The organism is Ruegeria sp. AN11, from assembly GCF_056536005.1.
The window spans coordinates 3,837,104-3,859,226 of record NZ_JBQFJD010000001.1 but is presented as its reverse complement, the minus strand read 5'-3'; the positions used below and the strand labels follow the sequence as shown (position 1 = coordinate 3,859,226).

Annotated in this window: 26 protein-coding genes; 12 read left to right on the top strand and 14 right to left on the bottom strand. The window is 58.2% G+C overall.

Annotated features, from left to right (window positions below; all coding sequences use genetic code 11):
* Both ACR3EQ_RS19050 and ACR3EQ_RS19045 read right to left on the bottom strand, forming a co-directional pair.
* Complete coding sequence (locus ACR3EQ_RS19050; protein ID WP_170619555.1) at positions 1-1,179, bottom strand: biopolymer transporter ExbB; 1,179 nt, start codon at positions 1,177-1,179, stop codon at positions 1-3.
* Positions 1,180-1,248: 69 nt separating this feature from the next.
* Entirely contained in the window at positions 1,249-1,779 is a 531-nt protein-coding gene (locus tag ACR3EQ_RS19045) for a gamma-glutamylcyclotransferase (protein ID WP_170614777.1), read from the bottom strand.
* 67 nt (positions 1,780-1,846) lie between these two features.
* Here ACR3EQ_RS19045 and ACR3EQ_RS19040 point away from each other — a divergent pair, with 67 nt between their 5' ends.
* Entirely contained in the window at positions 1,847-2,848 is a 1,002-nt protein-coding gene (locus ACR3EQ_RS19040) for a DUF2125 domain-containing protein (RefSeq protein WP_480491605.1), read from the top strand.
* A gap of 58 nt (positions 2,849-2,906) precedes the next feature.
* Positions 2,907-3,764: an FkbM family methyltransferase gene (locus ACR3EQ_RS19035; RefSeq protein ID WP_480491604.1), complete on the top strand. Its 858-nt coding sequence runs from the start codon at positions 2,907-2,909 to the stop codon at positions 3,762-3,764.
* On the opposite strand, the gene ACR3EQ_RS19030 is transcribed toward ACR3EQ_RS19035, so the two are convergent.
* The 4 genes from ACR3EQ_RS19030 to ACR3EQ_RS19015 all read right to left on the bottom strand — a co-directional run bounded on the left by ACR3EQ_RS19030 (position 3,761) and on the right by ACR3EQ_RS19015 (position 8,085).
* Entirely contained in the window at positions 3,761-4,606 is an 846-nt protein-coding gene (locus ACR3EQ_RS19030; RefSeq protein ID WP_170614780.1) for an extensin family protein, read from the bottom strand. The genes ACR3EQ_RS19035 and ACR3EQ_RS19030 overlap by 4 nt on opposite strands.
* Entirely contained in the window at positions 4,603-5,523 is a 921-nt protein-coding gene (locus tag ACR3EQ_RS19025; RefSeq protein WP_170614781.1) for a prephenate/arogenate dehydrogenase family protein, read from the bottom strand. Before ACR3EQ_RS19025 ends, ACR3EQ_RS19030 begins: the two co-directional genes overlap by 4 nt.
* Positions 5,520-6,605 carry a histidinol-phosphate transaminase gene (gene hisC / locus ACR3EQ_RS19020; RefSeq protein WP_170614782.1) on the bottom strand — a complete coding sequence of 362 codons (1,086 nt, stop codon included), beginning with the start codon at positions 6,603-6,605 and terminating at the stop codon, positions 5,520-5,522. Before hisC ends, ACR3EQ_RS19025 begins: the two co-directional genes overlap by 4 nt.
* A gap of 64 nt (positions 6,606-6,669) precedes the next feature.
* The gene (locus ACR3EQ_RS19015; protein ID WP_170815748.1) at positions 6,670-8,085 is read right to left on the bottom strand and encodes an aminotransferase class V-fold PLP-dependent enzyme; all 1,416 of its coding nucleotides are present in this window, start codon (positions 8,083-8,085) and stop codon (positions 6,670-6,672) included.
* Positions 8,086-8,188: 103 nt separating this feature from the next.
* Here ACR3EQ_RS19015 and ACR3EQ_RS19010 point away from each other — a divergent pair, with 103 nt between their 5' ends.
* Positions 8,189-8,650 (top strand): Lrp/AsnC family transcriptional regulator, encoded by a 462-nt coding sequence (locus ACR3EQ_RS19010; protein WP_170614784.1) that lies wholly within the window; start codon positions 8,189-8,191, stop codon positions 8,648-8,650.
* 124 nt (positions 8,651-8,774) lie between these two features.
* Here ACR3EQ_RS19010 and rpsD read toward each other — a convergent pair whose 3' ends face one another.
* Complete coding sequence (gene rpsD, locus ACR3EQ_RS19005; protein ID WP_170614785.1) at positions 8,775-9,395, bottom strand: 30S ribosomal protein S4; 621 nt, start codon at positions 9,393-9,395, stop codon at positions 8,775-8,777.
* A 218-nt stretch (positions 9,396-9,613) separates the two neighbouring features.
* Positions 9,614-10,033, bottom strand: coding sequence for a hypothetical protein (locus ACR3EQ_RS19000; protein WP_170619557.1), 420 nt, complete (start codon positions 10,031-10,033; stop codon positions 9,614-9,616).
* A gap of 375 nt (positions 10,034-10,408) precedes the next feature.
* Between ACR3EQ_RS19000 and ACR3EQ_RS18995 the strand changes: the two genes are divergently transcribed.
* On the top strand, positions 10,409-10,831 hold the full coding sequence (locus ACR3EQ_RS18995; protein ID WP_170614787.1) for a hypothetical protein: 423 nt from the start codon (positions 10,409-10,411) through the stop codon (positions 10,829-10,831).
* Positions 10,832-11,047: 216 nt separating this feature from the next.
* Entirely contained in the window at positions 11,048-11,410 is a 363-nt protein-coding gene (locus tag ACR3EQ_RS18990) for a hypothetical protein (protein WP_170614788.1), read from the top strand.
* Between the two features lie 115 nt (positions 11,411-11,525).
* Here ACR3EQ_RS18990 and ACR3EQ_RS18985 read toward each other — a convergent pair whose 3' ends face one another.
* Positions 11,526-12,329: a glycoside hydrolase family 25 protein gene (locus ACR3EQ_RS18985; RefSeq protein ID WP_480491601.1), complete on the bottom strand. Its 804-nt coding sequence runs from the start codon at positions 12,327-12,329 to the stop codon at positions 11,526-11,528.
* 389 nt (positions 12,330-12,718) lie between these two features.
* On the opposite strand from ACR3EQ_RS18985, the gene rplS reads away from it, so the two are divergent.
* Positions 12,719-13,102, top strand: coding sequence for a 50S ribosomal protein L19 (gene rplS / locus ACR3EQ_RS18980; RefSeq protein WP_170328369.1), 384 nt, complete (start codon positions 12,719-12,721; stop codon positions 13,100-13,102).
* An 11-nt stretch (positions 13,103-13,113) separates the two neighbouring features.
* Positions 13,114-13,335: a 50S ribosomal protein L31 gene (gene rpmE, locus ACR3EQ_RS18975; RefSeq protein ID WP_170428949.1), complete on the top strand. Its 222-nt coding sequence runs from the start codon at positions 13,114-13,116 to the stop codon at positions 13,333-13,335.
* Positions 13,336-13,401: 66 nt separating this feature from the next.
* Here the strand turns inward: rpmE and ACR3EQ_RS18970 are convergent, their stop codons facing one another.
* Positions 13,402-13,773, bottom strand: coding sequence for a VOC family protein (locus ACR3EQ_RS18970; protein WP_170614790.1), 372 nt, complete (start codon positions 13,771-13,773; stop codon positions 13,402-13,404).
* Between the two features lie 367 nt (positions 13,774-14,140).
* On the opposite strand from ACR3EQ_RS18970, the gene ACR3EQ_RS18965 reads away from it, so the two are divergent.
* Positions 14,141-14,950 (top strand): division plane positioning ATPase MipZ, encoded by an 810-nt coding sequence (locus tag ACR3EQ_RS18965; protein WP_170614791.1) that lies wholly within the window; start codon positions 14,141-14,143, stop codon positions 14,948-14,950.
* A gap of 36 nt (positions 14,951-14,986) precedes the next feature.
* On the opposite strand, the gene ACR3EQ_RS18960 is transcribed toward ACR3EQ_RS18965, so the two are convergent.
* On the bottom strand, positions 14,987-15,523 hold the full coding sequence (locus ACR3EQ_RS18960; RefSeq protein ID WP_480491599.1) for a winged helix-turn-helix transcriptional regulator: 537 nt from the start codon (positions 15,521-15,523) through the stop codon (positions 14,987-14,989).
* A gap of 40 nt (positions 15,524-15,563) precedes the next feature.
* Between ACR3EQ_RS18960 and ACR3EQ_RS18955 the strand changes: the two genes are divergently transcribed.
* The gene (locus tag ACR3EQ_RS18955; protein WP_480491598.1) at positions 15,564-15,941 is read left to right on the top strand and encodes a VOC family protein; all 378 of its coding nucleotides are present in this window, start codon (positions 15,564-15,566) and stop codon (positions 15,939-15,941) included.
* 34 nt (positions 15,942-15,975) lie between these two features.
* On the opposite strand, the gene ACR3EQ_RS18950 is transcribed toward ACR3EQ_RS18955, so the two are convergent.
* Both ACR3EQ_RS18950 and ACR3EQ_RS18945 read right to left on the bottom strand, forming a co-directional pair.
* On the bottom strand, positions 15,976-17,211 hold the full coding sequence (locus ACR3EQ_RS18950) for an adenylate/guanylate cyclase domain-containing protein (RefSeq protein ID WP_480491596.1): 1,236 nt from the start codon (positions 17,209-17,211) through the stop codon (positions 15,976-15,978).
* 61 nt (positions 17,212-17,272) lie between these two features.
* A complete protein-coding gene (locus tag ACR3EQ_RS18945) occupies positions 17,273-17,725 on the bottom strand; it encodes a MarR family transcriptional regulator (RefSeq protein WP_170614795.1) in 453 nt (150 codons plus the stop codon).
* A gap of 57 nt (positions 17,726-17,782) precedes the next feature.
* On the opposite strand from ACR3EQ_RS18945, the gene hmgA reads away from it, so the two are divergent.
* From hmgA to fahA, 3 genes are read left to right on the top strand one after another with little or no spacing between them, the layout of a single operon-like run.
* Positions 17,783-19,138 carry a homogentisate 1,2-dioxygenase gene (hmgA, locus tag ACR3EQ_RS18940; RefSeq protein ID WP_480491594.1) on the top strand — a complete coding sequence of 452 codons (1,356 nt, stop codon included), beginning with the start codon at positions 17,783-17,785 and terminating at the stop codon, positions 19,136-19,138.
* Positions 19,139-19,144: 6 nt separating this feature from the next.
* Entirely contained in the window at positions 19,145-19,768 is a 624-nt protein-coding gene (locus ACR3EQ_RS18935; protein ID WP_480491593.1) for a LysE family translocator, read from the top strand.
* Between the two features lie 39 nt (positions 19,769-19,807).
* Positions 19,808-21,064: a fumarylacetoacetase gene (fahA, locus tag ACR3EQ_RS18930; protein WP_480491591.1), complete on the top strand. Its 1,257-nt coding sequence runs from the start codon at positions 19,808-19,810 to the stop codon at positions 21,062-21,064.
* Between the two features lie 99 nt (positions 21,065-21,163).
* Here the strand turns inward: fahA and ACR3EQ_RS18925 are convergent, their stop codons facing one another.
* Entirely contained in the window at positions 21,164-22,045 is an 882-nt protein-coding gene (locus ACR3EQ_RS18925; RefSeq protein ID WP_170815753.1) for a LysR family transcriptional regulator, read from the bottom strand.
* Positions 22,046-22,123: the final 78 nt, after the last annotated feature.

Below are 22,123 nucleotides of genomic sequence, written 5' to 3'. Positions count from 1 at the left end.
TTACTCGCCTTCCGGTGTGCTGCGCACGGCGCCCTTGGGCAGGGTCAGCGCCCTGACCAGCAATTCGATATCCTTGCGCATCTCGTTCATGCTTTCCTGACGGCCAGCCGAAATTTCCTCGAGGATACGCAGCAGCTGCACGTCCATCGACCGCAGGCGCATCCGGCTTTCGGCGTCGATCCCGTCGCCGGCGCCATGTTCGCGCATGTGATCCAGCAGCGCGTCCTGACCAAGGGCCACGCGTTCCAAAGCAGATGTCACACCTTCGGTTTCAGACTGCCGCTGGTTCATGTCCCCGATGGTTCGAACCAGCTGACCCATCTTGGCCGAAAGGTCGGCGCGGTCAGCTTCCTGCGCGGAAAACAGATCCTGCAGCGCATTCATCTGTTCGGACATTGCATCCAGAACCGGCGTCAGAACCGCGATTTCTGCGCCGCCTTCTTCACTTGCCGCGAACCCGACGCGGGTGATCGATGACAGCCATTCCTCAAGCTCGCGATAGAACCGGTTTTGGCCGTGCCCGGCAAAGAGTTCCAGCAGGCCAACGATCAAGGAGCCAGCCAACCCAAGCAGCGAGGATCCAAATGCGACGCCCATACCCTGCAACTGCGCCTCGAGCCCGGTCATCAGCCGGTTGAACACCGCCAACCCTTCTTCGCCTTCCTGCGGGTTCAGGCTGCGGATGGTGTCGACTATGGCCGGAACGGTGGTGGCAAGGCCAAAGAATGTACCCAGAAGGCCAAGGTAAATTAGGACGTTGGTGATATAGCGTGTGATCTCACGCTCTTCCTCGACCCGTTCGGCGACGGAATCCAGAATTGACCGGGTTGAACTGGAACTGATCTGCGACCGCGCACCGCGTTCGCGCAGCAGCGAGGCCAGCGGTGCCAAAAGCTGCGGTGTCCGGGCATCCTCGCGCACAACACCGCCGACAAATGCCTCGATCCAGCGGACGGAGCCGATCAGCTGCCCCACCTGATAGAAACAGGCCAGAACGCCGATGACGAAAACAAGCAGAATGAACCCGTTCAGATAGGGGTTCGCCTGAAACACCGGCAGCACGTATGGCAGCGCCATGAACACACCCAGCCCTGACAGGCCAATCGCGATCAACATCATCACGATCTGTCGGATGGGATGCGAGAAATGGGGTCTCGCGCCCTGATGTGCCTGCGCCATGCGCGTCATTCCCGGTTTTTGCCTGCTCTGCGCTGAATCTAGCGAACTTCCGCCGGTGACGCCAAGGGTTTATGCGGTAATGCTGCGCACCCGTTGCGACAACCACTCAAGATCGGGATCGCGCAGACCGATCTCGGCCAAATGTTCGGTCGTATTGTACAGATATTCGGTGTTCGGACCGCGCCCGCCAACGGCATGGGCGATGATCTGAGCCTGTTCTTCCAAGGGCATGCCGCCGCAATACTGCACGTGGGCCTCGTCGATCACATAGGTCACGGCATTCACCACTGTACCGCAGTCCAGATGCACATCCAGCATCTTCTCGACATAGGCCGAGGAAATCAGCTCGCGCTCGCGCAGTTCGTGCAGGGTGCGTTCCTCGTGCCCCGTTTCGACCGCCAGTGCCAGACCCTTGCAATGGGCGGCGGTCTGCTCGTCCAGCGCCAGCACCAGACCCGGGTGGTCCTCGGTGCCGCGGTGGTGGATGGAACTCATGCAGAAAGAGCGAGCATATCCATGCAAGGTTGCGCGTTCGCTGCGCGCCACCGGAAACCCAGGATTCCACAGCAGCGATCCATATCCGAAAACCCACATCGTCATTACTCTGGTCCTTGCCCGTTTGCGCCTATAAACATCAAATCCGACGCAGGAAAAAGGGCCATTTGTCATGCGCCGTCTGATACGAGTACTCATATTTGTTGCCGTTGCCTGGAGTGCCTATTGGTTCATCGCCGGTTACGGGCTGCGCAGCGCGATCACCGCCTGGTTCGACAAGCAACAGGAACTGGACTGGCAGGCCGAATTTTCCGAAGTCGCAACAGCGGGTTATCCGACGCATCACGTAACCCGGCTGAACAACCCGGGGCTGGCCGATCCGGTCAACGGCACCGCCTGGAGCGCCGACTGGATCGAGTTCGAAAGCCCTGCGATCTGGCCCGGTCGGCAGGTGCTGCGGTTTGCGGATACGCCCCAACGGTTGTCCTATTTCGACCAGACGGCGACCGTTCAGGCAACGGATTTGCAGGCAGAACTGCAATTGCAGCCGGGTGTCGCACTTGTTCTGGAAAAGATGGCCCTGACTGCGGACAAGTGGATTGTCGCTGGCGAAGCTGCTGCGGTGGCCGGTGGTGAAACCCTTGATCTGCTTATGGAACAGTCCGGCCAGCCCGAAGCATACAAGGTCAGCGCCCGGATCGACGGCTTTCGTCCCGGCATGGATCTGCGCGACCTCATGCGGTCGGCCACATCGCTGCCGCAGGCATTTGAAACGCTGGCGATGGACATGACCGTCACCTTTGACAAGCCCTGGGACCGTTCTGCGCTTGAGGAAAGCAGGCCGCAGCCGGTAGCCATCGATCTGAGGCTGGCGGAAATCAGATGGGGTGAGTTGCGCCTGTTTGCTGCTGGCGAGCTGGATGTTGACGCGCAGGGCATTCCAACCGGCGAAATCGCCATCAAGGCGGAAAACTGGCGCGACATGATCGCCATGGCCAACGCCGCCGGTGCCTTGCCGGATCAGGCGGTTGATCCGGTCACGCGGGCGCTGAACTTTATGGCCGGTTTGGGCGGAAATCCGAATGCGCTGGACCTACAGCTCAATTTCCGCGACGGTTTCGTGGCACTGGGCCCCTTGCCCCTGGGACCTGCACCCCGGTTGATATTGCGGTGATGCCCGGCGATACCTTGGGCAGACACGAAACAGAATTCAGCGCTTACGGGAACGGTCAATGGGACTAAGAACACTCATTTCCAATCGGATTTCGAACTGGGCGCTGGGACACAAGAAGATCAGGCGCGAACTGCTGCGGCAGTTGTGGACAGATGACGTTCTGTTCTTTCGCAATTTCGACGATCACAGCCTGGTCTATTACCCTCATGATGTCATTGGAGAACACCTGACGAAATTCGGCGAATTCAGTCGCGAACCGGTGCGTGAACTGGCCGAATATCTGACCCGTTCGGGCCAGCCCCCGGAAGGCGGTTCCGTGCTGGAGGTCGGTGCAAATATCGGTACACACACAGTTTATTTCTTCAGGGATCTGCACTGCAACTCGGTCGTTGCAATCGAACCCGACCCCGAAAACCACGAATTGCTGTGCCGGAACGCTCAGATCAACGACCTGAACGATAAAGTGACCATTCTGCGCGTTGGCGCATCTGACAAAAGCAGGCAGTTGCCCTTCGTCACAAGTGAACTGAACCGGGGCGGTTCGAAAATCGGAGAGGCGCAGGACAATGCGATCATGGTGGATGTGACCACCGTTGATTCACTTCTCGAGACCCAAGCCCAATCGCTTCAGGATCTTCGTTTAATCTGGATCGACGTCGAAGGGCATGAATTGCAGGTCCTGCAAGGCGCACTGCGAACCCTGGGCGAAGTCAAACCCCCGGTCTATTTGGAATACACCCCCAAAAAGGATGCCTCCGAAAACGAAAAGCTGCGGGATATTCTGTTTGAGGCCTATGATCACGTCGTTGATTTTGCGAACGGTCAAACGGTTCTGACCCGGGACAGTTTCAATCACATCCACGCACAGACCGATCTGCTGGCAATGAACCTGAAATCGCAAGCGCGCCGGAACTAGCGGCAGAACGTACCGCTGCGGTACCGCGCCGTGTCCAGGTGGAAATGATCGCGGTGATACCTGTCCGAGTTTGGTCCCAGCACGGTTCCGAACGGGCCACAGGCACCGCGCCAAACCTTGATCAGCTGCTTTTGCGAGGGGTTTTTGCGCCAACCGTTCAAAACCGTCACAACCTCACCATCGGCCATTGTGAAACCCGAGATGTCGATGGCACGCCCCTTGCCGTGTTCCGAAATCCGGGCACCTTTTTGGCTGTTGCGCGTGCGGCAGGCGTAATGGGCCGCCACCTGCAACTCGACTACCGGACCACGTCTTTTGAAGGTGGGAATGACGGCTTTGTCGACCCATTTGTTGAGCGCGATCGCCGTGCCGCAATCCATCGTCGACGGGCGGCTGAGCGCGACACCCGAAACTGATGTGATCTGGACCGCATCCTTGATCCCGCAGGCCTTGATCTTGCCCGACACCCTGCCCACCGCTTTGCCCTGAATGGCGATGTCACCGCAAACTGACCCCTTGCGCAGTTTGCGTTTCTTCAGAAAAGCCTGTTGCTCCAACTCTTTGGGCCGCAGGTACGGCATCAGTGACGTGTCCGGTCCCAGCAGCGGCAGATCCGATGGTCGCGCAGCAGCAGCCAAAACCTGAGGCGATTCCGGACGTGTTTGGGGCCGCATCTCTGACAGCGCCGCAACGGATGCTGCCGCTTTGGAAATCACTGCGCCCCCAGCAAAGGCCGCCGGGCGCGTCAATGGAAACAGCGATTGTTCTGGTGGCGCAGCCGTGGTTGCGGTGGCGACCAACACCGCAGTTCCGACCAGTATGCGCCCCCAGATCTTTGTCATGAATGGGCCTTGCCACGTCCAAAGTCGGGCGCGTCCGTATCCTGACCCGCGTCGATGATGCCGCGTCGGATCGCGCGGGTGCGGGTGAAGTAATCGAACAGGTGCTCGCCATCCCCGGTGCGGATCGCACGTTGCAGGGCAAAAAGCTCTTCGGTAAAGCGCCCGAGAATTTCCAGCGTCGCGTCCTTGTTGGTCAGAAACACATCGCGCCACATGGTCGGATCAGACGCTGCAATCCGGGTGAAATCCCGGAAACCGGCTGCCGAGTACTTGATAACCTCGCTATCTGTGACCCGCCGCAGATCGTCCGCGACGCCCACCATCGTATAGGCAATCAGGTGCGGCGCATGAGAGGTCACGGCCAGAACCAGATCGTGATGGTCGGCATCCATTTCATCAACGTTCGAGCCCATCCCCTCCCACAGGGCACGCAGCCGGGTAACGGCTACAGGGTCAGCATCTTCCACCGGCACCAATAGGCACCAGCGATTGTCGAACAGTTCCGCAAACCCAGCTTCGGGACCTGAATGCTCGGTTCCGGCCAATGGGTGGGCGGGAATGAAATGCACGCCATCGGGAACGTGCGGTGACACGGCCTGAATAACGTGGCGCTTGACCGAACCGACATCCGTCACGGTGGCGCCCGGTTTCAGGACCGGTGCGATATCCTGCGCAACAGCTTCCATCGCACCAACAGGAACGCACAGCACCACCAGATCGGCCCCTTCAACGGCCTGGCGCGCCGTGTCGCACACGCGGTCGCACAACCCGATGCGCCGCGCCGTATCACGGGTGGCTTCGGACCTTGCATAGCCCGTCACTTCGCCGGCCAGACCGGCGCGCTTGATGGCCCAGAACATCGAGGAAGCGATCAGACCCAGCCCGATCAGCGCCACACGGTCATATATCTGGCTCATGCTGCGCCCCCTTTGAACGCGGTGATTGCTGCCACGACACGGCGGCAGGCCTCTTCATCGCCAACGGTGATCCGCAGCGCGTTCGGCAGGTTGTAGCCTGCAACCCGCCGAACAATCAAACCCTGGGTTTTCAGGTAGTCGTCGCAGGCCTCGGCTTCGGCCTGATCAGCAAAGCGCGCCAGGATGAAATTGGTGCAAGACCGGTCTGACGGAACGCCGATCTTCGCCAGCTCGCCCGACAACCAAACGCGCAGGCGGGCGTTCTCGGTCTGGCAAAACGTCATGTAATCGGTGTCCCGCACCGCCGCTTCTGCCGCGGCCAGCGCAGTCTGCGACAAGTTGAAGGGCTGGCGGACCCGGTTAAGCACATCGATGATCGGCTGCTGCGCGTACCCCCAGCCGACACGCAGCCCGCCCAGACCGTAGATCTTGGAAAAGGTCCGCGTCATGATCACATTTTCAAAACGGTCCACCAATGCCGCGCCGCCATCAAACCCATCGACAAACTCGGCGTAGGCGCCATCAACCACCATCAGGCAGCTTTCGGGCAGGTTTTCCGCCAATCTCGTCAGTTCGGCCTCGGAAATCATAGTCGAAGTCGGATTGCCTGGATTGGTGACAAAAACGATCCGTGTGCGTTCGGTGACCGCCGCCAGAATGGCATCCACATCGACCGTGCGATCCGTTTCAGCCACCATGACCGGGTCCGCGCCGACCATGCGAGCGATGATCGGGTACATGGAAAACCCATGCTCGGTATGGATCACCTCATCGCCCGGTCCCGCATAGGCCTGCGCCACGAACTGAAGAACTTCGTCGCTGCCGACGCCACAGATGATCCGCGCCGCATCCAGCCCGTTCCGCTCGCCGATTGCACTGCGCAGACTGGCATGATCCGTGCTGGGATAGCGATGCAGCATGGCAGCAGTTTCCCGAACGGCCTCAATCGCCTTTCGGCCCGGACCAAAGGGGTTTTCGTTGGAACTCAGCTTGATGACATCCGCCACGCCTTTGATATGCGACTGGCCGCCCTGATACAGCGCGATGTCCATGATGCCGGGTTGCGGGGTAATCTTGGTCATGAGGGGCTCCGTTATCCGAGCCCCTCATACCCGTCTCAACGGATTGAGAAAAGCGGCAATTCCCTTATGCCGCCCGGAAGCGGGCCGTTGCCGGATCAGCGTCGTAGAATGGTGCGAATTCTTCGGTCCGGTGCGACAGGTCATTAACACTGTCGATGATGAACTGAACCGTCTCTTCGGTCATCAGGTACGAGAAGTTCAGCCGCACCCAACCGGGTTTCTTCATCTCTTTCCCTGCGGACAATTCGGCATGCAAAACCTCGGATGTCGCGCGGTCTATACCCAGCAGTCGGTGCGCATAAGGCCCGGCGCAGGCACATCCGCCCCGAGCCTGAATGCCATAGACATCGCTCAGCATGCGGGTGAACAACTGCTGGTGCACTGGCTGGCCAGAATTGTCACGGACGAGAAACGAAAAGATGGGCAGGCGGTGCGAGTTGTCCACGCCCAGCAATGTCAGGTTTGGATTGCCACGCCAGCCGTCCAGCGCCATTTGATTGTAAAGCGCCTCGCGCTTTGCGATCTCCTCGGAGCCAACGACATCCTTGACGATGAAGGCCAGCGCGGCGCGGATATCTCCGATGACGTTTGGCGTTCCGGCCTCTTCCCGGGTGGCAAGATCTTCGCTGTAATCATGGCGCCAAGGCGACACGAAACTGACGGTTCCGCCACCGGGCCAGCTGGGGCAGGTGCGCTGAACCGCATGACTGTTCACGATCAGAACGCCCGACGCCCCCGGCCCGCCGGGAAATTTGTGTGGTGACACGACTATCGCATCCTTGCGCGCGTCCGCCGGCCCCATGTCCATCGGCAGATAAGGTCCGCCACCGGCATAGTCCCAGACCGACACAGCACCATGCTCTTTCAGCAACCGTGTGACCGGATCGGGATTGGTGATGATGCCCGTCACGTTTGATGCCGCCGAAAACGAACCAATCAACAGATCCGCATCCTGGTTTGCAACCAGCGCCTCTTTCAATGCATCCAGATCAAGGCCACCCTCCGGGGCTTCGGGAATTTCGATCACCCGCGCCTTGCTTTCCCGCCATGGCAGAATATTCGAATGATGTTCATACGGCCCGATCAGGACAACTGGCTGGTCAGCTTGCTCTATCCCTAGCAAACTGACCAGCCGGTTGAGACCCGCAGTGGCGCCCGACCCGGCAAAAATCACCGCGTCTTCTCCCCTTGCGCCAACAATGCGGGCGATCTCTGCGCGTGCTTCGCGGCGCAAACGTGTCATATAGGATCCGCAAAAAGAGGCCTCAGTATGGCTGTTGGCATAGAACGGCAACACATGCCCGGCCACAAAGTTTTCGACCTGCCGCAACGCACGGCCGGAGGCCACGTAATCCGCATAGACAAGCGGTACGCCCCGAAGCAGACCAGGGATCAGCACGTTCTCTCCGATCAGCCCTTCACGCAGGGATGAATCTTGAGCGGCGGTCTGAAGGTTTGCTCGAAATTCGGACAAGGTCATTGCATCTGCTCCATTCCTTTGGAACCAATGTGATTGAACTATGTTCTAAAAACTTCACCTATTTTTGCTTTATTTTCTCCTTTTTTGTGTCATATGATCAGGAATGACCTCAAAATTAGATCAATTGGACATACGCATTCTGAAAGAGCTGCAACGGGATGCTTCGTTGTCGCAACGCGAGTTGGCCGACCGGGTCGGCCTGTCGCAGAATGCGTGCTGGCGCCGCCTCAAGGCGTTGACCGACGATGGCGTGCTGCAAGGCTCCAGTGCCCGGATCGCGCGTGAAAAGCTGGGGCTCAGCCTAGTTGTCTTTGTCATGCTGCGCACCCGGCACCATTCAACGGAATGGCTGCAGGCTTTTCGCAGCCACGTCCTGACCATCCCTGAAGTGGTGGATTTCCACCGGATCGGCGGCGACTATGACTATCAACTCAAGGTGGTGACCCAGGACATGGCATCTTACGACAAGGTCTATCAGCGCCTGATCGAAAAGGTGGAACTGGACAGCGTGACTTCGTATTTCGCCATGGAAGCGATTGCCGAGGGGCGTCCGCTACCGCTCTGATCCGCACTTCATCTGGCCAAAAATATCCCGGGGGAAGCGCGGCCTGCCGCGATGGGGGCAGAGCCCCCAACAAAAAAGGGCCGCGCAGAACAGCGCGGCCTTTGAAACTTGGGATCGGCGAAGATCAGTTCTTCGCGTAGAATTCGACGACCAGGTTCGGCTCCATGACGACCGGGTATGGCACATCGCTCAGGCCCGGCGCGCGCACGAAGGTCGCGGTCATTTTCGAATGGTCGGCGTCGATGTAGTCAGGCACGTCACGCTCGGCCAGAGCAGCGGCTTCCAGAACAACGGCCAGTTGCTTGGACTTGTCACGCACTTCGATCACGTCGCCTTCCTTGACACGGTAGGACGGGATGTTGACGCGCTGGCCGTTTACCTTGACGTGGCCGTGGTTCACGAACTGACGTGCAGCAAACACGGTCGCCACGAACTTGGCGCGATAGACTACAGCGTCGAGGCGACGCTCCAGCAGGCCGATCAGGTTTTCACCGGTATCGCCTTTGACACGCTCGGCTTCGGCGTAGATGCGGCGGAACTGCTTCTCGGTCAGGTCGCCATAATAGCCTTTCAGCTTCTGCTTGGCGCGCAGCTGCAGACCGAAGTCCGACAGTTTGCCCTTGCGGCGCTGGCCGTGCTGGCCGGGGCCGTATTCACGACGGTTGACCGGGGATTTCGGACGACCCCAGATGTTTTCGCCCATCCGGCGGTCGATTTTGTACTTGGCAGACGTGCGTTTGGTCACGGCTGATCTCCTTCGTTCAGGTCGAGGCCCATTCAGGCCACTATGAAGGGCGTTGTCCTCTTGAGGTTTCCCCCATGACAGGCATCCCCTTGCGGGGGCCACCAACACCAATGAAGCAGCGCTTATATCCGTGAATTTCGGAGAGTCAACAGGTCTCGGGGCTTTGATTTTTTAACCCGCAGGGAAACAGCCGGCCTGTTGCACCAATAATGGGGAAGTTACCGAAGGCCGTTCCGTGCCGGAAATGCGATCACTGTGCTGTTGCTGTGATCGATGGCGTCAAATGGCAGGCTGATTTCCCAGATTTCGCTGACCCAGTAATCCTGATCCCGCTCGGGGAAATCCTGTTCAAAAACCAGCGTCGGCGCGTCTTCACCTTCGGGGACAATCAACTCCCCTCGATATTGCCGTGCACCGTTGGTCAGAACAACAGTGCCAAACACATCACCGGGTATCTCCGAAGAGGAATATACACTTTCAGCGACAACCCTGCTGCCGACGCTTTCTGCCTTGCCCAGCATCATCTCGGCAGCCACGTCCAGTCGACGTGCCACGCCGCGCCAGGACCATGCCGCACCTACCGTCAACGATTCCAGAGGCGCAGCCTCAAGCCCGTCGATTTCAGTTTGTGTCCACAAGATAGCTTTGCGACCGTTTTGTCCGGTTCTCATTTGCCCGCCCGACCTTTCAACAAACTACACGTTACCGATGCGTATTTATCTATTAAGAATTGGTCGGAAAAAAGACCGAATTGCAGCATTCACAGGAATGTTGTGCTTTTGCCATTTCAAAACGATACTTCCGGGCTTTTCAAAGAGTTTCAGCACACAGCCCACTGACATTCAGGGACACGATCACCCCCCTCTTTGGCCGCCTCATCCGGACGATTGTGACCAGAAAGTCGCAGAAAGCAGCAATGAAGCAATTCACTTTGAGGTTGCTCGAAAATGCAGGTACTCAGCCTGGAGAATACTGGTCGGAATCGACCTCCCAAGAGTGAATAAGTTTGTAAAATGAAAAAGTTATTGTTTGGTGCATTACTTGTTGTGAGTGCTTGTGCCGCCAATCCCGGACCATCCATCCCCGTAAAGCCCGGCCACGATCTTGCCTTTGCCCGCAGGGCAGTTCAGAGCTGTTCGGCCAATGCCGAGGCCGGCGGCACCAGCGCCGTTGTCGGTGGCTATGCAACCGGTGTCATTCTGGTGGGCGTCATCCTGGGCCCGGCGATTGTCGGGCTGAATCAGGATACCATTTATGAAAACGGCAAGATCGACGGCGTCGACCGCTGCCTGGCCAAGCACGGCTTTGAGCGCCGTGACCTGACGGATGGTGAAGTCTTCTGGCTGGGCGACAGTTACGGCACGGAACGCGAGAACCGGTTAAGTCACCTCATCGGCGGCGGCACCGTTGAAAGCTACAAACCGACTTTGAATTGATGGGTGCACTTGCCTGACGGCATCCGTGGCGGGGAACGTCTGCGCCTCGGCATGCGCGTGGCAAGTCATTGCAAGTACGGATATCCTGCCCGATCGGTACAGGATATCTGACCGGATTACAAAAGTTGTCATTGCGAAACCATTGCCCGCGAGACGGGTGGTCTCTTAGCGTTTGAACAGGGTCGCAGACCCAACAATTTCAAGCAGGAGATTACAATGAAAACTGGAATGATACTTGGAATTATCGGCGGTGTTATCGCCTTATTGGTCGGTGCGGTGGGCTACAGCGCCTCATCCGCCCTCGGCTCGTTGTCCAGCGGCATCGGGTACGAGCAGGGCGCATCATCCGCGCAGTTCTACAGCATCATGTCGCTGGTGTTGCCGGTCGCCGGCCTTCTGGGCGGAGGCATCGCCGGCAGGAACGCGCAGGTTGGAGCTGGCCTGATGGGCCTGTCCGCCGTCGGAATTTTATGGGCCTTCGGCCTGAGCTTTTTGTCAATCGTTCCCGCCGTCCTTCTTGGGCTCGGCGCTTTTCTGGTGCTTTCAGAAGGCGAAAGCAGTTCGCCTGAAAATAGCTGAGACACCTACCAAAACAGGCATGCCCAAATGGGCAAGCCTGACCGGATCATCCGTGCTTTTGCTGTTACCCGGAATTCGCAAAAGCGAACGTCCGGAGCTCACCACCCAAGAAAACTCAGTTGCCTCCAGCCTTCCAGCGGGCCCAGATTTCCGGCTCTCCGTTGAATGTGTTGATATCAACCTTGCCCTGGACCCCCGGGACCAGCCCGGTGCCAGTGTATTGCCAGAAACGCCAGATCGTATTCGGATAAACGTCGCGAGGGTGCCCGGCAACCGAACGCAACCAGAACTCGGTTTTGGGCAGGCGACTGATATTGGTGTCCTGATAAAAATCCACGGTGGTGTAGACGATCGGTCTGCGCCCGTAGTGACGCTCGAGAATATTCAGGAATTTCTCGGCCTCGGCCCGCACTGTTTTGCCATCGGGCCGCAAAGTGCAGGTCTTGGAATGTGGCGTCCATTCCATGTCGAGAACATGAGGCAGATCGGCGCCCTTGGGCACGTTGCGGATAAACCAGCGGGCCTGTTCGGCAGCAGGACGGCAAAAGTAATAATAGTGATAGGCGCCCCACGGCACACCCGCTGCCTGCGCGCCCTGCCGGTGTTCATTGAAGCGCGGATCCGCGAAATCGCCCCCTTCAGTGGCCTTGATGAACACAAAGCTGACCCCGGCAGAGCGGGCAGTGCGCCAATTGATCGAGTCCTGCCAGCGCGACACGTCCAGACCATGGACCGGGTAGCTTCCGGGGTGCCGCCCCTCCCACTCATGAGGATCCGCATCGCCAAAGCGAGGGTGAATAACCAATGGCGGTTTCGGGTCCGTTACCTCGAAGTGCTCGACCACCTGTGGTGGCGGAGGACGCCGCCCGCAAGATACAAGTGTCAGCCCGATAAGTGCCAATAATATCGCTAAACGCATTATTCTAACCTGCCTGAAATATCTGCTCGTATTGTTGGGCTCAGAATGACAAATCTGCATGATAAGACAACGCTACAATTGCATGACGGCGGAAACTTACCGCTTGCACACCTGGCACCTTGAGAAATTGACAATTCATGCTTGATCCCGGGCACCAAAACGCCTAAAGCAGCGCAATCCGGTGCCGCGTCATGCGACTCCGGTGTTTTGGTTTGTTTCGCAGCGTGACGTCCCGCTTTCTTCGGCCCGGACGCGATGCGGCAAGCCAGACCAAAGGAACATTCGACCTGACCTCTGGCGGGCTGTGCGCAGGACCCGGTGAAGACCAAGAGCTCTCAGGCCGTGCCCAAACTTCGTGGACCAACCACGAGCAGATAGGAGTACCTGCGATGGACCTGATCGCACAGCTTGAGGCGGAACAGATTGCCGCCCTGGGGAAAGACATCCCCGATTTCAAAGCCGGAGACACCATCCGTGTCGGCTTTAAAGTGACCGAAGGGTCGCGTACCCGTGTGCAGAACTACGAAGGCGTCTGCATCGCGCGCAAAGGTGGCAGCGGCATCGCCGGTTCGTTCACCGTTCGCAAGATTTCGTTTGGCGAAGGCGTGGAGCGTGTTTTCCCGCTGCATTCGACCAATATTGACAGCATCACCGTTGTCCGCCGTGGCCGCGTCCGTCGCGCCAAACTGTACTATCTGCGCTCGCGCCGTGGTAAGTCCGCGCGTATCGCAGAAGTCACCAACTACAAGCCCAAGGCTGGCGCCGAGGCGTAAGGAGCGGAAAGATGAAAAAAGACATCCATCCCGATTATCACGTCATCAACGTCAAAATGACCGATGGCACCGTGGTTCAGATGAAATCCACCTGGGGCGCCGAAGGCGACCAGCTGGCTCTGGAAATCGACCCCTCCTCGCACCCCGCGTGGACCGGTGGCTCGTCGCGCCTGATGGACGCCGGCGGCCGCGTGTCGAAGTTCAAGAAAAAATACGAAGGTCTGGGCTTCTAAGCCTTACCGGTTCCGAATGCAGAAGGCCGCCCATTGGGCGGCCTTTTTTGTGGAGCGCGTTGGGCTTTATCCGAACACGTAAAAGCACAACTTGTTGCCGTCCGGGTCCCGCACATATGCGCCGTAAAAGCGGTCGGGCACACGCTGGCCCGGCTCGCCCTCGTCCGTCGCGCCAAGGCTGATGGCCCTGTCATACATGGTGGTGACCGCATCTTTGGATTCGGCGACAAAGGCCAGCATGTTGCCATTTCCTGACGCGCAGGTTTCGCCGTCATAGGGTTCGCAAACCGCCAGCATGGGTGCAGTCGGATCGTTGCCGATGAACGCAATCCGACCGGCATCGATCAGAACCTTCGCGCCTTTGTCCGCGAAAAGCGCAGTATAGAACTCCTTGGCCTTGTCCATTTTGGAAACACCAATGGTAACATATCCGATCATTCAGGATGTCCTTTGCTGATTGCTAAGCTGTTTGCGACGCACTGTCCGTCAGGTGCCACAGGTATACAAGTCACGAAACCGGCATCGACTGACCTTGAAAGCCCACTGGGAAAGTGCAGGTCACGGCCTTCGCAACCACGCGCTGTTTTTGCCTGTCTGGCCCATCGTTTCTTTGGCAAATCTGAGAAACGGTGCAAGCCGCCCGTCTTGTTGCACGGCGTAATCCGCCCGGGCCGCGCTGTTTTCCGGTTTCCTCGCCAATAATAGGCCAATACACCGCTTGAGGTTCTTTCCTTCCCACCAAACACAACATATAGTGGCCACAAACAACGTGTGGGCAAACACGGCGGGACTTGGGAATACAAGCATGGCACATATCATTGTGGTCGGGAACGAAAAGGGCGGCGCAGGCAAATCGACCGTTTCGATGCATGTGGCGACGGCGCTGGCGCGGCTGGGGCACAAGGTCAGCACACTGGATCTGGACCTGCGGCAGCGCAGCCTTGGGCGTTACTTCGAAAACCGCCTGAACTTTCTCAGAAGTTCGGACCTGAGCCTGCCCAGCCCGCGTCATCACGACCTGCCCGAAATCGATGCGGCCACGCTGAAGCCGGGCGAGAATATCTATGACCACCGCCTGTCCGCCGCCGTTGCTGAACTGGAAAGCGACAGCGATTTCATCCTGATCGACTGCCCCGGCTCGCACACGCGCCTCAGCCAGGTGGCGCATTCGTTGGCCGACACGTTGATCACGCCGCTGAATGACAGCTTCATCGACTTCGACTTGTTGGCGCGGATCGACTCAAAGGGTGAAAAGATCCTCGGGCCGTCGGTCTATTCGGAAATGGTGTGGAATGCGCGTCAACTGCGGGCGCAGGCCGGGCTGAAACCCATCGACTGGGTTGTGGTCCGCAACCGGGTCGGCACACAGCGCATGGTCAACAAAGAAAAGATGCAGCGCGCGATAGAGATGCTGTCTCAGAGGATCGGTTTCCGGGTTGCATCCGGCTTTTCCGAACGGGTGATTTTCCGCGAGCTGTTTCCGCGCGGCCTGACCCTGCTGGACCTCAAGGATATCGGGGTCAAACAGCTGAACATCTCGAACATCGCCGCGCGACAAGAGCTGCGCGACATGATGAAGGAACTGAACCTGCCGGGGGTCGAGATCGACTTCTGACGGGGCACATCTTCACCGCTGCCTTGAACATCCTGATCATTTTGCCAGGGCGATCGCCTTGTTGACTTCGATGCCACGATTGATGGCAAGGTAGGTCGGAAAGGGCGATCGGCCTGAGAGATCGATGTCGCGTCTAAGCCAGTTATGTGTTTCCAAAAGATAGAGCGACTTCGACAACGCGCGGTCGGTGATCGTGTACAGATCTGACTTTATGGCCGAAAAGCGCTGGGGGGTTTGCGTCACGGCCAGAATTGGCACCGTCCAGCTTCGCCTCAGAAGGGCAAAGTCCTTTTCGTCGGGCACGGCCTTAACAATTCTGCTTGCAACCTCGGCCATTTCTTTACCGCTCTGCGTTAGCCGGAATTCGGGGCGCAGTGGATGACCGTGGCCGGGGTTTTTCTCAAGAAGCCTTAACTCGATCAGGTGCCCAAGGCTCTGGGTAAACGAACTGCGACTTGCCCCCGTCGCCGCAATCAACGGTGCCTGCCGCCCCGGAACGCCCGCGTGCAGCTTTGCCAGAATGCTCAGCGACCATGCCCGCGACGTAAGCTTGACAAGTGACTTTGTGTCCATAAAATATAGTTACTTTATTATTAGATAGTAGGAAAGACCGATGCTGCCAGTTTCTTTGGAAAACACGATCACGCTTGCGATCTCAGTCCGCGACCGTCACGCCAGCGCCAAATGGTACAGCGACATGCTTGGGTTTGAGCTGATCCATCACACTGACGAGGCCGGCTGGAGCGAAATGCAGACAAAGACCGACGGCGTAACCTTGGGGCTGGGCGAGCAGACCAAACCCGCGCCCGGTAACACCGTCCCTGTATTTGGAGTAAGCGACATCAAAACGGCAAGGGGCGCGCTGGAAACGGCCGGGGTCAAATTCGACGGCGACACAGAAACCATCGAGGGGATGGTCAGCACCGCCACATTCTACGACTTGGACGGCAACGCCATGATGTTGGCGCAGGACCTGACCGGACAAGGATGACATCTTACGACCGGCGCAATCCCACGGGCCGCCGTTATTCGGCGGCCCTGTAGACAGTAAACAGCTCTTTCGGCTCGGTCACACCGCGCAGCATGTAGCGGCCCAACGATACAAGCTCGTGACTGCAAGGCTCGGCGGCCCGGGCGACGTCGTCTGATATCAGGATTCGCTGCCCCAGAGACCGGTGCATGCCGGAGATACGGGCGGCCTGATTGACCGCAGGTCCGATCACAGTGAAATCCAGCCGGTTTTCCGCCCCGATATTGCCATAGAGGATTTCACCTGCGTGCAGCGCCAGGGTGTAACCAACTACGCGCAGACCCTCTGCCTGCCGCTGCGCGTTCCTTGCGGCCATTCGATCCTGCAACAGCGCTACGGCAGCCAGCGCGGCGCGCGCGTCTTCGTCGATTTCCCCGACATCGAACATGGCCATCAGCCCGTCGCCCATGAATTTCAGGATATTGCCACCGCATTCGTGCACGACCGCCACCACAACCGCCAGATAGTCATTCAGCATTTCGATGATTTCCGGGCCGGGCAATTGCTCGGACAGGCTGGTGAAATCTTCAAGATCGAAGTTCCAGATCACAGCGTCGATCTGCTGTAGCGAACCGCGGCGAATTTCCCCTGACAGCACCCGGCGCCCCGCGTCCCGGCCCAGATAGACGCGCATCAGATCCCTGGCCATCCGGCTATTGGACGCCGATTTGAGCGCAAGTCCCAGATGGGGCAAGACGGAATTAATCAGGTTCAGATCATGATCGCGGAACCCCTCGGGCGCGTCGCTGGTCCAGGACATCAGCACTCCGTCAACCGAAGTGTCCGGCTCTTTCAGGGCCTCGCGCATGGGACGCTCGAAGGATACACCTGTTGCGTAGTAATCCGTGGCGCCCTGCTCGCGCAGTTCATTGAGCAACGGAAAACGGCTGGGCGTGTTCTGATCAACCAGCCGTTCACGCAGGTTCTGCATGTCCTCTGTCATCAGTGCATAAAGCGGGCTTTGCTGCCATTGCGGGCTGGGTTCTTCGGAATACTCGAACTTCTGATAGTCTCCGCCATGCCGGTGATACCAGCTGTATCCTGTGCCGCCATACACCGGGTGCAGGGCGGATTGCGCCGCGTGAAACCGCATGAGGGGCACGCCCAGATCAACCAGTCGCGCGCAGTACCCGTCCAGCAACTCTTCTTTTCCGGCCCCTTCCAGCCCCCGGTCGACCAGCCATTCGATCAGAGAGTCCGCTTTTGCCGTTTCGGTGTCCGGGGCCGTCATATTCAAGTCCTGTATCAAGTCTCTTGATCATCTGGGGTAAGGGACGGCAAATTACCAGTGCTCAGACCATTCCCGCCAGCTTCCGAAGCATTTGCCGCAACAGGATAACCTCGTCATCGGAAAACGCATTGGCAAGCTTTGCGTCATATTGCTCGGCAATGTCGCGCAGTTCGCGATATACGCGCGTGCCGGCGTCCGTCAGCCTGAGATGCTCGACCCGTCGGTCCGTGTCGCTTTGGGTGCGCGCCAGGTAACGGCGCTGTTCCAGCCGCTGAACCGCCCGGCTGATCTTGGTCTTGTGCACCTTGGCCCTTTGGCCGATCTCCTTAGCGGTCATTTCCCCGAAGTTGCCAAGATGGAACAGCACGCGCCATTCGGTGCGCAGCATGCCGTGCCGCCCTTTGTAAATGCGCTGGAACTCAAGCGAAACCTCTTCCGCAGCCATGTTCAGAAGAAACGGCAGGAATTCCTGCAGATCAAAGTCATCTTTTTTGTGTGAATCGGGCTTTGCCATACTTGTTAGTTACAAAATCAACTATTACCCGACAAGCAGCAAATGGAGGAACACAGGATGAACCGTCCGACTGATCCACACAAACTGACCCAGGCCATCACTCCGGTCGGGACGCACGCGGGCTACATGCCCGGCTTTGGCAACGACTTCGAAACCGAGGCTTTGCTGGGTGCGCTGCCGCAGGGCATGAACAGCCCACAGAAATGCAACTATGGCCTTTATGGCGAACAGTTAAGCGGCACAGCTTTTACCGCCAACCCGCCCGAGCGGACCTGGTGTTATCGCATCCGCCCTTCGGTCAAGCATTCACACCGTTATGAAAAGATCGACCTGCCGCACTGGAAATCTGCACCCTGTGTTGATCCGGATGTGATCAGCCTGGGCCAGTATCGCTGGGACGCGGTCCCGCATTCTCAGGAGAAGCTGACCTGGCTGACCGGAATGCGCACCATGACGACAGCAGGCGACGTAAACACGCAAGTCGGAATGGCGAGCCATATCTATCTGGTCACCGAGTCCATGGTGGATGACTATTTCTATTCCGCCGATTCCGAATTGCTGGTCGTGCCGCAGGAAGGCCGTCTGCGTTTTGCGACCGAGTTGGGCATCATCGACCTGGAGCCGAAAGAGATCGCCATCCTGCCGCGCGGTCTGGTTTATCGGGTCGAAGTGCTGGAAGGCCCGGCGCGCGGCTTTGTCTGCGAAAATTACGGGCAGAAGTTCGAACTTCCCGGCCGCGGCCCCATCGGCGCGAACTGCATGGCCAATCCCCGCGATTTCAAGGCACCTGTTGCGGCTTTTGAAGATCGCGAGACGGCATCGACGGTGACCATCAAATGGTGCGGACAGTTCCACACGACAAAGATCGGGCACAGCCCGCTGGACGTCGTGGCCTGGCATGGAAACTACGCGCCCTACAAATACGATCTGCGCAATTACTGCCCTGTCGGCGCAATCCTATTCGACCATCCCGATCCGTCGATCTTTACCGTCCTGACCGCCCCGTCCGGGCAACTCGGCACGGCCAATATCGACTTTGTTCTGTTCCGCGAACGCTGGATGGTGATGGAGGATACGTTCCGCCCGCCCTGGTATCACAAGAACATCATGTCCGAACTGATGGGCAATATCTACGGTCAGTACGACGCCAAACCGCAGGGCTTTGTTCCGGGCGGCATGAGCTTGCACAACATGATGCTGCCACATGGACCCGACAAGGATGCCTTTGAAAAAGCATCGAATTCCAACCTGGGTCCGGACAAGCTGGACAACACCATGTCCTTCATGTTCGAAACGCGGTTCCCGCAGCATCTGACACCCTTCGCAGCCAACAAGGCGCCCTTGCAGGATGACTACATCGATTGCTGGACTTCGCTTGAGAAAAAGTTCGATGGAACGCCTGGAAAGAAGTAGTCAGCCATGAGCCTGGACATCTGGATCACCTATGTCGGAACCGTCCTGCTGTTGATGAGCACTCCGGGGCCGAGCCAGTTGCTGATGCTGTCAAACTCGGCGGCCAACGGCTTTTCTCGGGGTCTGTTCACGGCAGCGGGGGATCTGACGGCAAATCTGCTGCAAATGCTGGCGGCGGGTCTTGGGCTGGCGACGCTGATTGCCACATCGGGCATTGCACTGACCGTGATCAAATGGCTCGGCGTGGCGTATCTGGTTTTTCTTGGCGCACGATCCATCCTGCGGGCTGAACGCAAGACGCTTCAGAAAGCCGTCAGAACAAGCCGAAAATCAACTTGGGCGCAAGGGTTTATCACGTCTGCGGCAAACCCGAAGGCCGTAGTGATCTTTGCCGCCCTTTTCCCGTTGTTCATCGACGGCACCTACCCGTTCTGGCCGCAGTTTGCCGTTTTGTCGGCGACCCATCTGGTCATGGACGGCCTGTTCCTTTCGGCCTATGGCGGCAGCGCAAGCTGGCTGGCCAGACGGCTCAGTGGACAGGCGCGGCTTTGGCTTGATCGGGCGGGCGGCATTTTCATGATATTGGCGGCAATACTGCTTGGGTTGAAGTCCCTCCGCCCGACAGCATAACGGCGGCATCACGCCACAAGACACAAAAAAGGACAGACCATGCCTTTGAAAAAATCCTGGGTGGCTTCGGCCAATGACGCGACGCACCCGTTTCCGCTGAACAACCTGCCCTATGGGGTCTTTTCGACCGAGGGTGAAGAACCCCGTTGCGGCGTCGCCATCGGAGACATGATCCTGGACGTCACCTCTGCCGAGGCCGAAGGTCTGATCAACTTGGGTGACGAGCCGCTTTTCGATTTGCCCTTTTGGAACCCGGTGATGGAGGAAGGCCCGGCCGTCTGGGGCGCATTGCGCGATCGGCTGACCGCCCTGCTGGCCGACGGGTCGGACGAACAGGCAAAGGTCCAGCCACTGTTGGTGCGACAGGATGAGGCCGAGTTGCACATGCCCTTTGCGGTCAGCGAATACACCGATTTCTACGCGGGCCGGAATCACGCCTTCAACGTCGGGACAATGTTCCGTGGCCCCGAAAATGCGTTACCGCCGAACTGGCTGCATATCCCGATCGGTTATAACGGGCGCGCCTCATCCGTGGTGGTTTCGGGCACCGATATTCGCCGCCCTTGGGGGCAGCTCAAATCGCCCGATCAGGATCTACCGGCATTTTTGCCCAGCCGCCGGTTCGATATCGAGCTTGAAATGGGGGCAATTGTCGGCACTCCGTCCGATGGTCCGATCTCGGTTCAGACGGCAGATGACCACATTTTCGGCTATGTCCTGCTGAATGACTGGTCCGCGCGCGATATTCAGGCATGGGAATACCAGCCGCTGGGCCCGTTTCAGGCCAAGGCCACCGCGACTTCGATCAGCCCGTGGATCGTCACCAAGGCAGCGCTTGAACCCTTCCGGTGTGACACACCGGAGCGTGAGTTCGAATTGTTGGATCACCTCAAGGATTGCGGCCCGATGCTCTATGACATCGAGCTGGAGGTCACGATGGCGCCCGAAGGCAAGGCAGCCACCACCATCGCGCGAACGAACTACAACGAGATGTACTATTCCGCTGCGCAACAGTTGGCCCATCACTCCACATCGGGTTGTCCGATGAATGCAGGTGATCTGCTTGGGTCAGGGACGATTTCGGGCGAGACAAAAGCCGAACGTGGATCCTTGCTGGAACTCAGCTGGGGTGGGAAGGAACCACTTACGCTGGACGGCGGAGAGACACGCAGTTTCATCGAGGACGGTGACACACTGACTCTGAAAGGTGCGGCCAAAGGGGATGGGTATGTCATCGGGTTCGGTGATTGCGTCGGAACCGTTCTGCCGGCACTGTCTGACCCCTATAAGTCCTGAGTTTTTTTGGAGACTTCCGACGGTCCTGCAGGCAGGCATCGGCGGGGGTCTCCATTGCAAGACTGTGGTGCGTTTGTAGTCATCATGTCTTCCGCGTCATCATTGCCCGCCTCCCAGATCAAGGCCCTGAATGAAGGCACTGATCTCTTCAGTCATGTCCTGAAACCGTGACCGTTCGCTGACATAAAGATAGACCTGCCTTTTGTCTGCAAGGTCCGAAATGGGCCGGAAGGCCGTCGCCTCGGGGATGAACCGGGCAACGGTTTGCGGAAGAACCGTCACCCATCTGCCTGTGCGCACCATCGTTACAAGCGAGTGTGTGTTGTGGATGGTGACATCCGCACCTTCGATGGCCTGCACAAATCGCGGCGAGCGGATCAGGCCGCACAATGCGTTCCGGATAAACGGAGCCGATGCGACATCATCAATTGTCGGTGCGGCTTCAGCTTTGATCAACGGATGGTCCGACGCGCAAACCAATCCGAACAGGTCTTCGAACAGGGCAATCGCCCGGAACCCGTTCAGTGCGTGGTGGCCCGAGGCAATTCCGATATCAGCCTTGCCCTCGACCAGCGCATCAAGCACCTGCTGAGTATCCGTATCGCGCAGTTCGATCTTTAAGCCGGGAAACCGCTGCGTCATATGCGCCAGCGCCGCCGGGAAAACCAGCGCCGCAACCGACGGGACCGAAACGATCCGCAACAGGCCGTGTTCGGCATCCGCTGCCGCTTCGATGTTCTGCACGGTTTGATCGAATTGACGAACCTGTTTCAGTGCAAGCTCGAACACCTGCTGCCCCAAAGGTGAAAGACGGTTCTTGCGCTCGCCCTCGAACAGTTTTTTGCCGAGGTGTTCCTCAAATTGCTTCAATGTCATCGACACGGCGGATTGCGTCCGCCCAAGCCTGTCGGCGGCTTCATTCAGCTGACCGGTTTGGGCAACGGCGCAAAAACACCGCAAAGTTTCGATCTTGATTGCCATGGTTCAAGATTCCTGAAGTTTTCTTCATTTATTTGAGTTTGACTGATGTTGCTGCAAAAAGCCATCCTGTCAGAAATC

Coding starts and splice junctions, on each gene's coding strand:
- hmgA (WP_480491594.1), top strand. CDS start 17,783: ATGAACCGTCCGACTGATCCACACAAACTGACCCAGGCCATCACTCCG.
- ACR3EQ_RS19035 (WP_480491604.1), top strand. CDS start 2,907: ATGGGACTAAGAACACTCATTTCCAATCGGATTTCGAACTGGGCGCTG.
- ACR3EQ_RS19010 (WP_170614784.1), top strand. CDS start 8,189: ATGACCTCAAAATTAGATCAATTGGACATACGCATTCTGAAAGAGCTG.
- ACR3EQ_RS18965 (WP_170614791.1), top strand. CDS start 14,141: ATGGCACATATCATTGTGGTCGGGAACGAAAAGGGCGGCGCAGGCAAA.
- ACR3EQ_RS19050 (WP_170619555.1), bottom strand. CDS start 1,179: ATGGCGCAGGCACATCAGGGCGCGAGACCCCATTTCTCGCATCCCATC.
- ACR3EQ_RS19015 (WP_170815748.1), bottom strand. CDS start 8,085: ATGACCTTGTCCGAATTTCGAGCAAACCTTCAGACCGCCGCTCAAGAT.
- ACR3EQ_RS19025 (WP_170614781.1), bottom strand. CDS start 5,523: ATGAGCCAGATATATGACCGTGTGGCGCTGATCGGGCTGGGTCTGATC.
- rpmE (WP_170428949.1), top strand. CDS start 13,114: ATGAAAAAAGACATCCATCCCGATTATCACGTCATCAACGTCAAAATG.
- ACR3EQ_RS18935 (WP_480491593.1), top strand. CDS start 19,145: ATGAGCCTGGACATCTGGATCACCTATGTCGGAACCGTCCTGCTGTTG.
- ACR3EQ_RS18985 (WP_480491601.1), bottom strand. CDS start 12,329: ATGCGTTTAGCGATATTATTGGCACTTATCGGGCTGACACTTGTATCT.
- ACR3EQ_RS18960 (WP_480491599.1), bottom strand. CDS start 15,523: ATGGACACAAAGTCACTTGTCAAGCTTACGTCGCGGGCATGGTCGCTG.
- ACR3EQ_RS18970 (WP_170614790.1), bottom strand. CDS start 13,773: ATGATCGGATATGTTACCATTGGTGTTTCCAAAATGGACAAGGCCAAG.
- hisC (WP_170614782.1), bottom strand. CDS start 6,605: ATGACCAAGATTACCCCGCAACCCGGCATCATGGACATCGCGCTGTAT.
- ACR3EQ_RS19040 (WP_480491605.1), top strand. CDS start 1,847: ATGCGCCGTCTGATACGAGTACTCATATTTGTTGCCGTTGCCTGGAGT.
- ACR3EQ_RS18955 (WP_480491598.1), top strand. CDS start 15,564: ATGCTGCCAGTTTCTTTGGAAAACACGATCACGCTTGCGATCTCAGTC.
- ACR3EQ_RS18945 (WP_170614795.1), bottom strand. CDS start 17,725: ATGGCAAAGCCCGATTCACACAAAAAAGATGACTTTGATCTGCAGGAA.
- ACR3EQ_RS18995 (WP_170614787.1), top strand. CDS start 10,409: ATGAAAAAGTTATTGTTTGGTGCATTACTTGTTGTGAGTGCTTGTGCC.
- fahA (WP_480491591.1), top strand. CDS start 19,808: ATGCCTTTGAAAAAATCCTGGGTGGCTTCGGCCAATGACGCGACGCAC.
- ACR3EQ_RS19045 (WP_170614777.1), bottom strand. CDS start 1,779: ATGACGATGTGGGTTTTCGGATATGGATCGCTGCTGTGGAATCCTGGG.
- ACR3EQ_RS18990 (WP_170614788.1), top strand. CDS start 11,048: ATGAAAACTGGAATGATACTTGGAATTATCGGCGGTGTTATCGCCTTA.
- ACR3EQ_RS18950 (WP_480491596.1), bottom strand. CDS start 17,211: ATGACGGCCCCGGACACCGAAACGGCAAAAGCGGACTCTCTGATCGAA.
- ACR3EQ_RS19030 (WP_170614780.1), bottom strand. CDS start 4,606: ATGACAAAGATCTGGGGGCGCATACTGGTCGGAACTGCGGTGTTGGTC.
- ACR3EQ_RS18925 (WP_170815753.1), bottom strand. CDS start 22,045: ATGGCAATCAAGATCGAAACTTTGCGGTGTTTTTGCGCCGTTGCCCAA.
- rplS (WP_170328369.1), top strand. CDS start 12,719: ATGGACCTGATCGCACAGCTTGAGGCGGAACAGATTGCCGCCCTGGGG.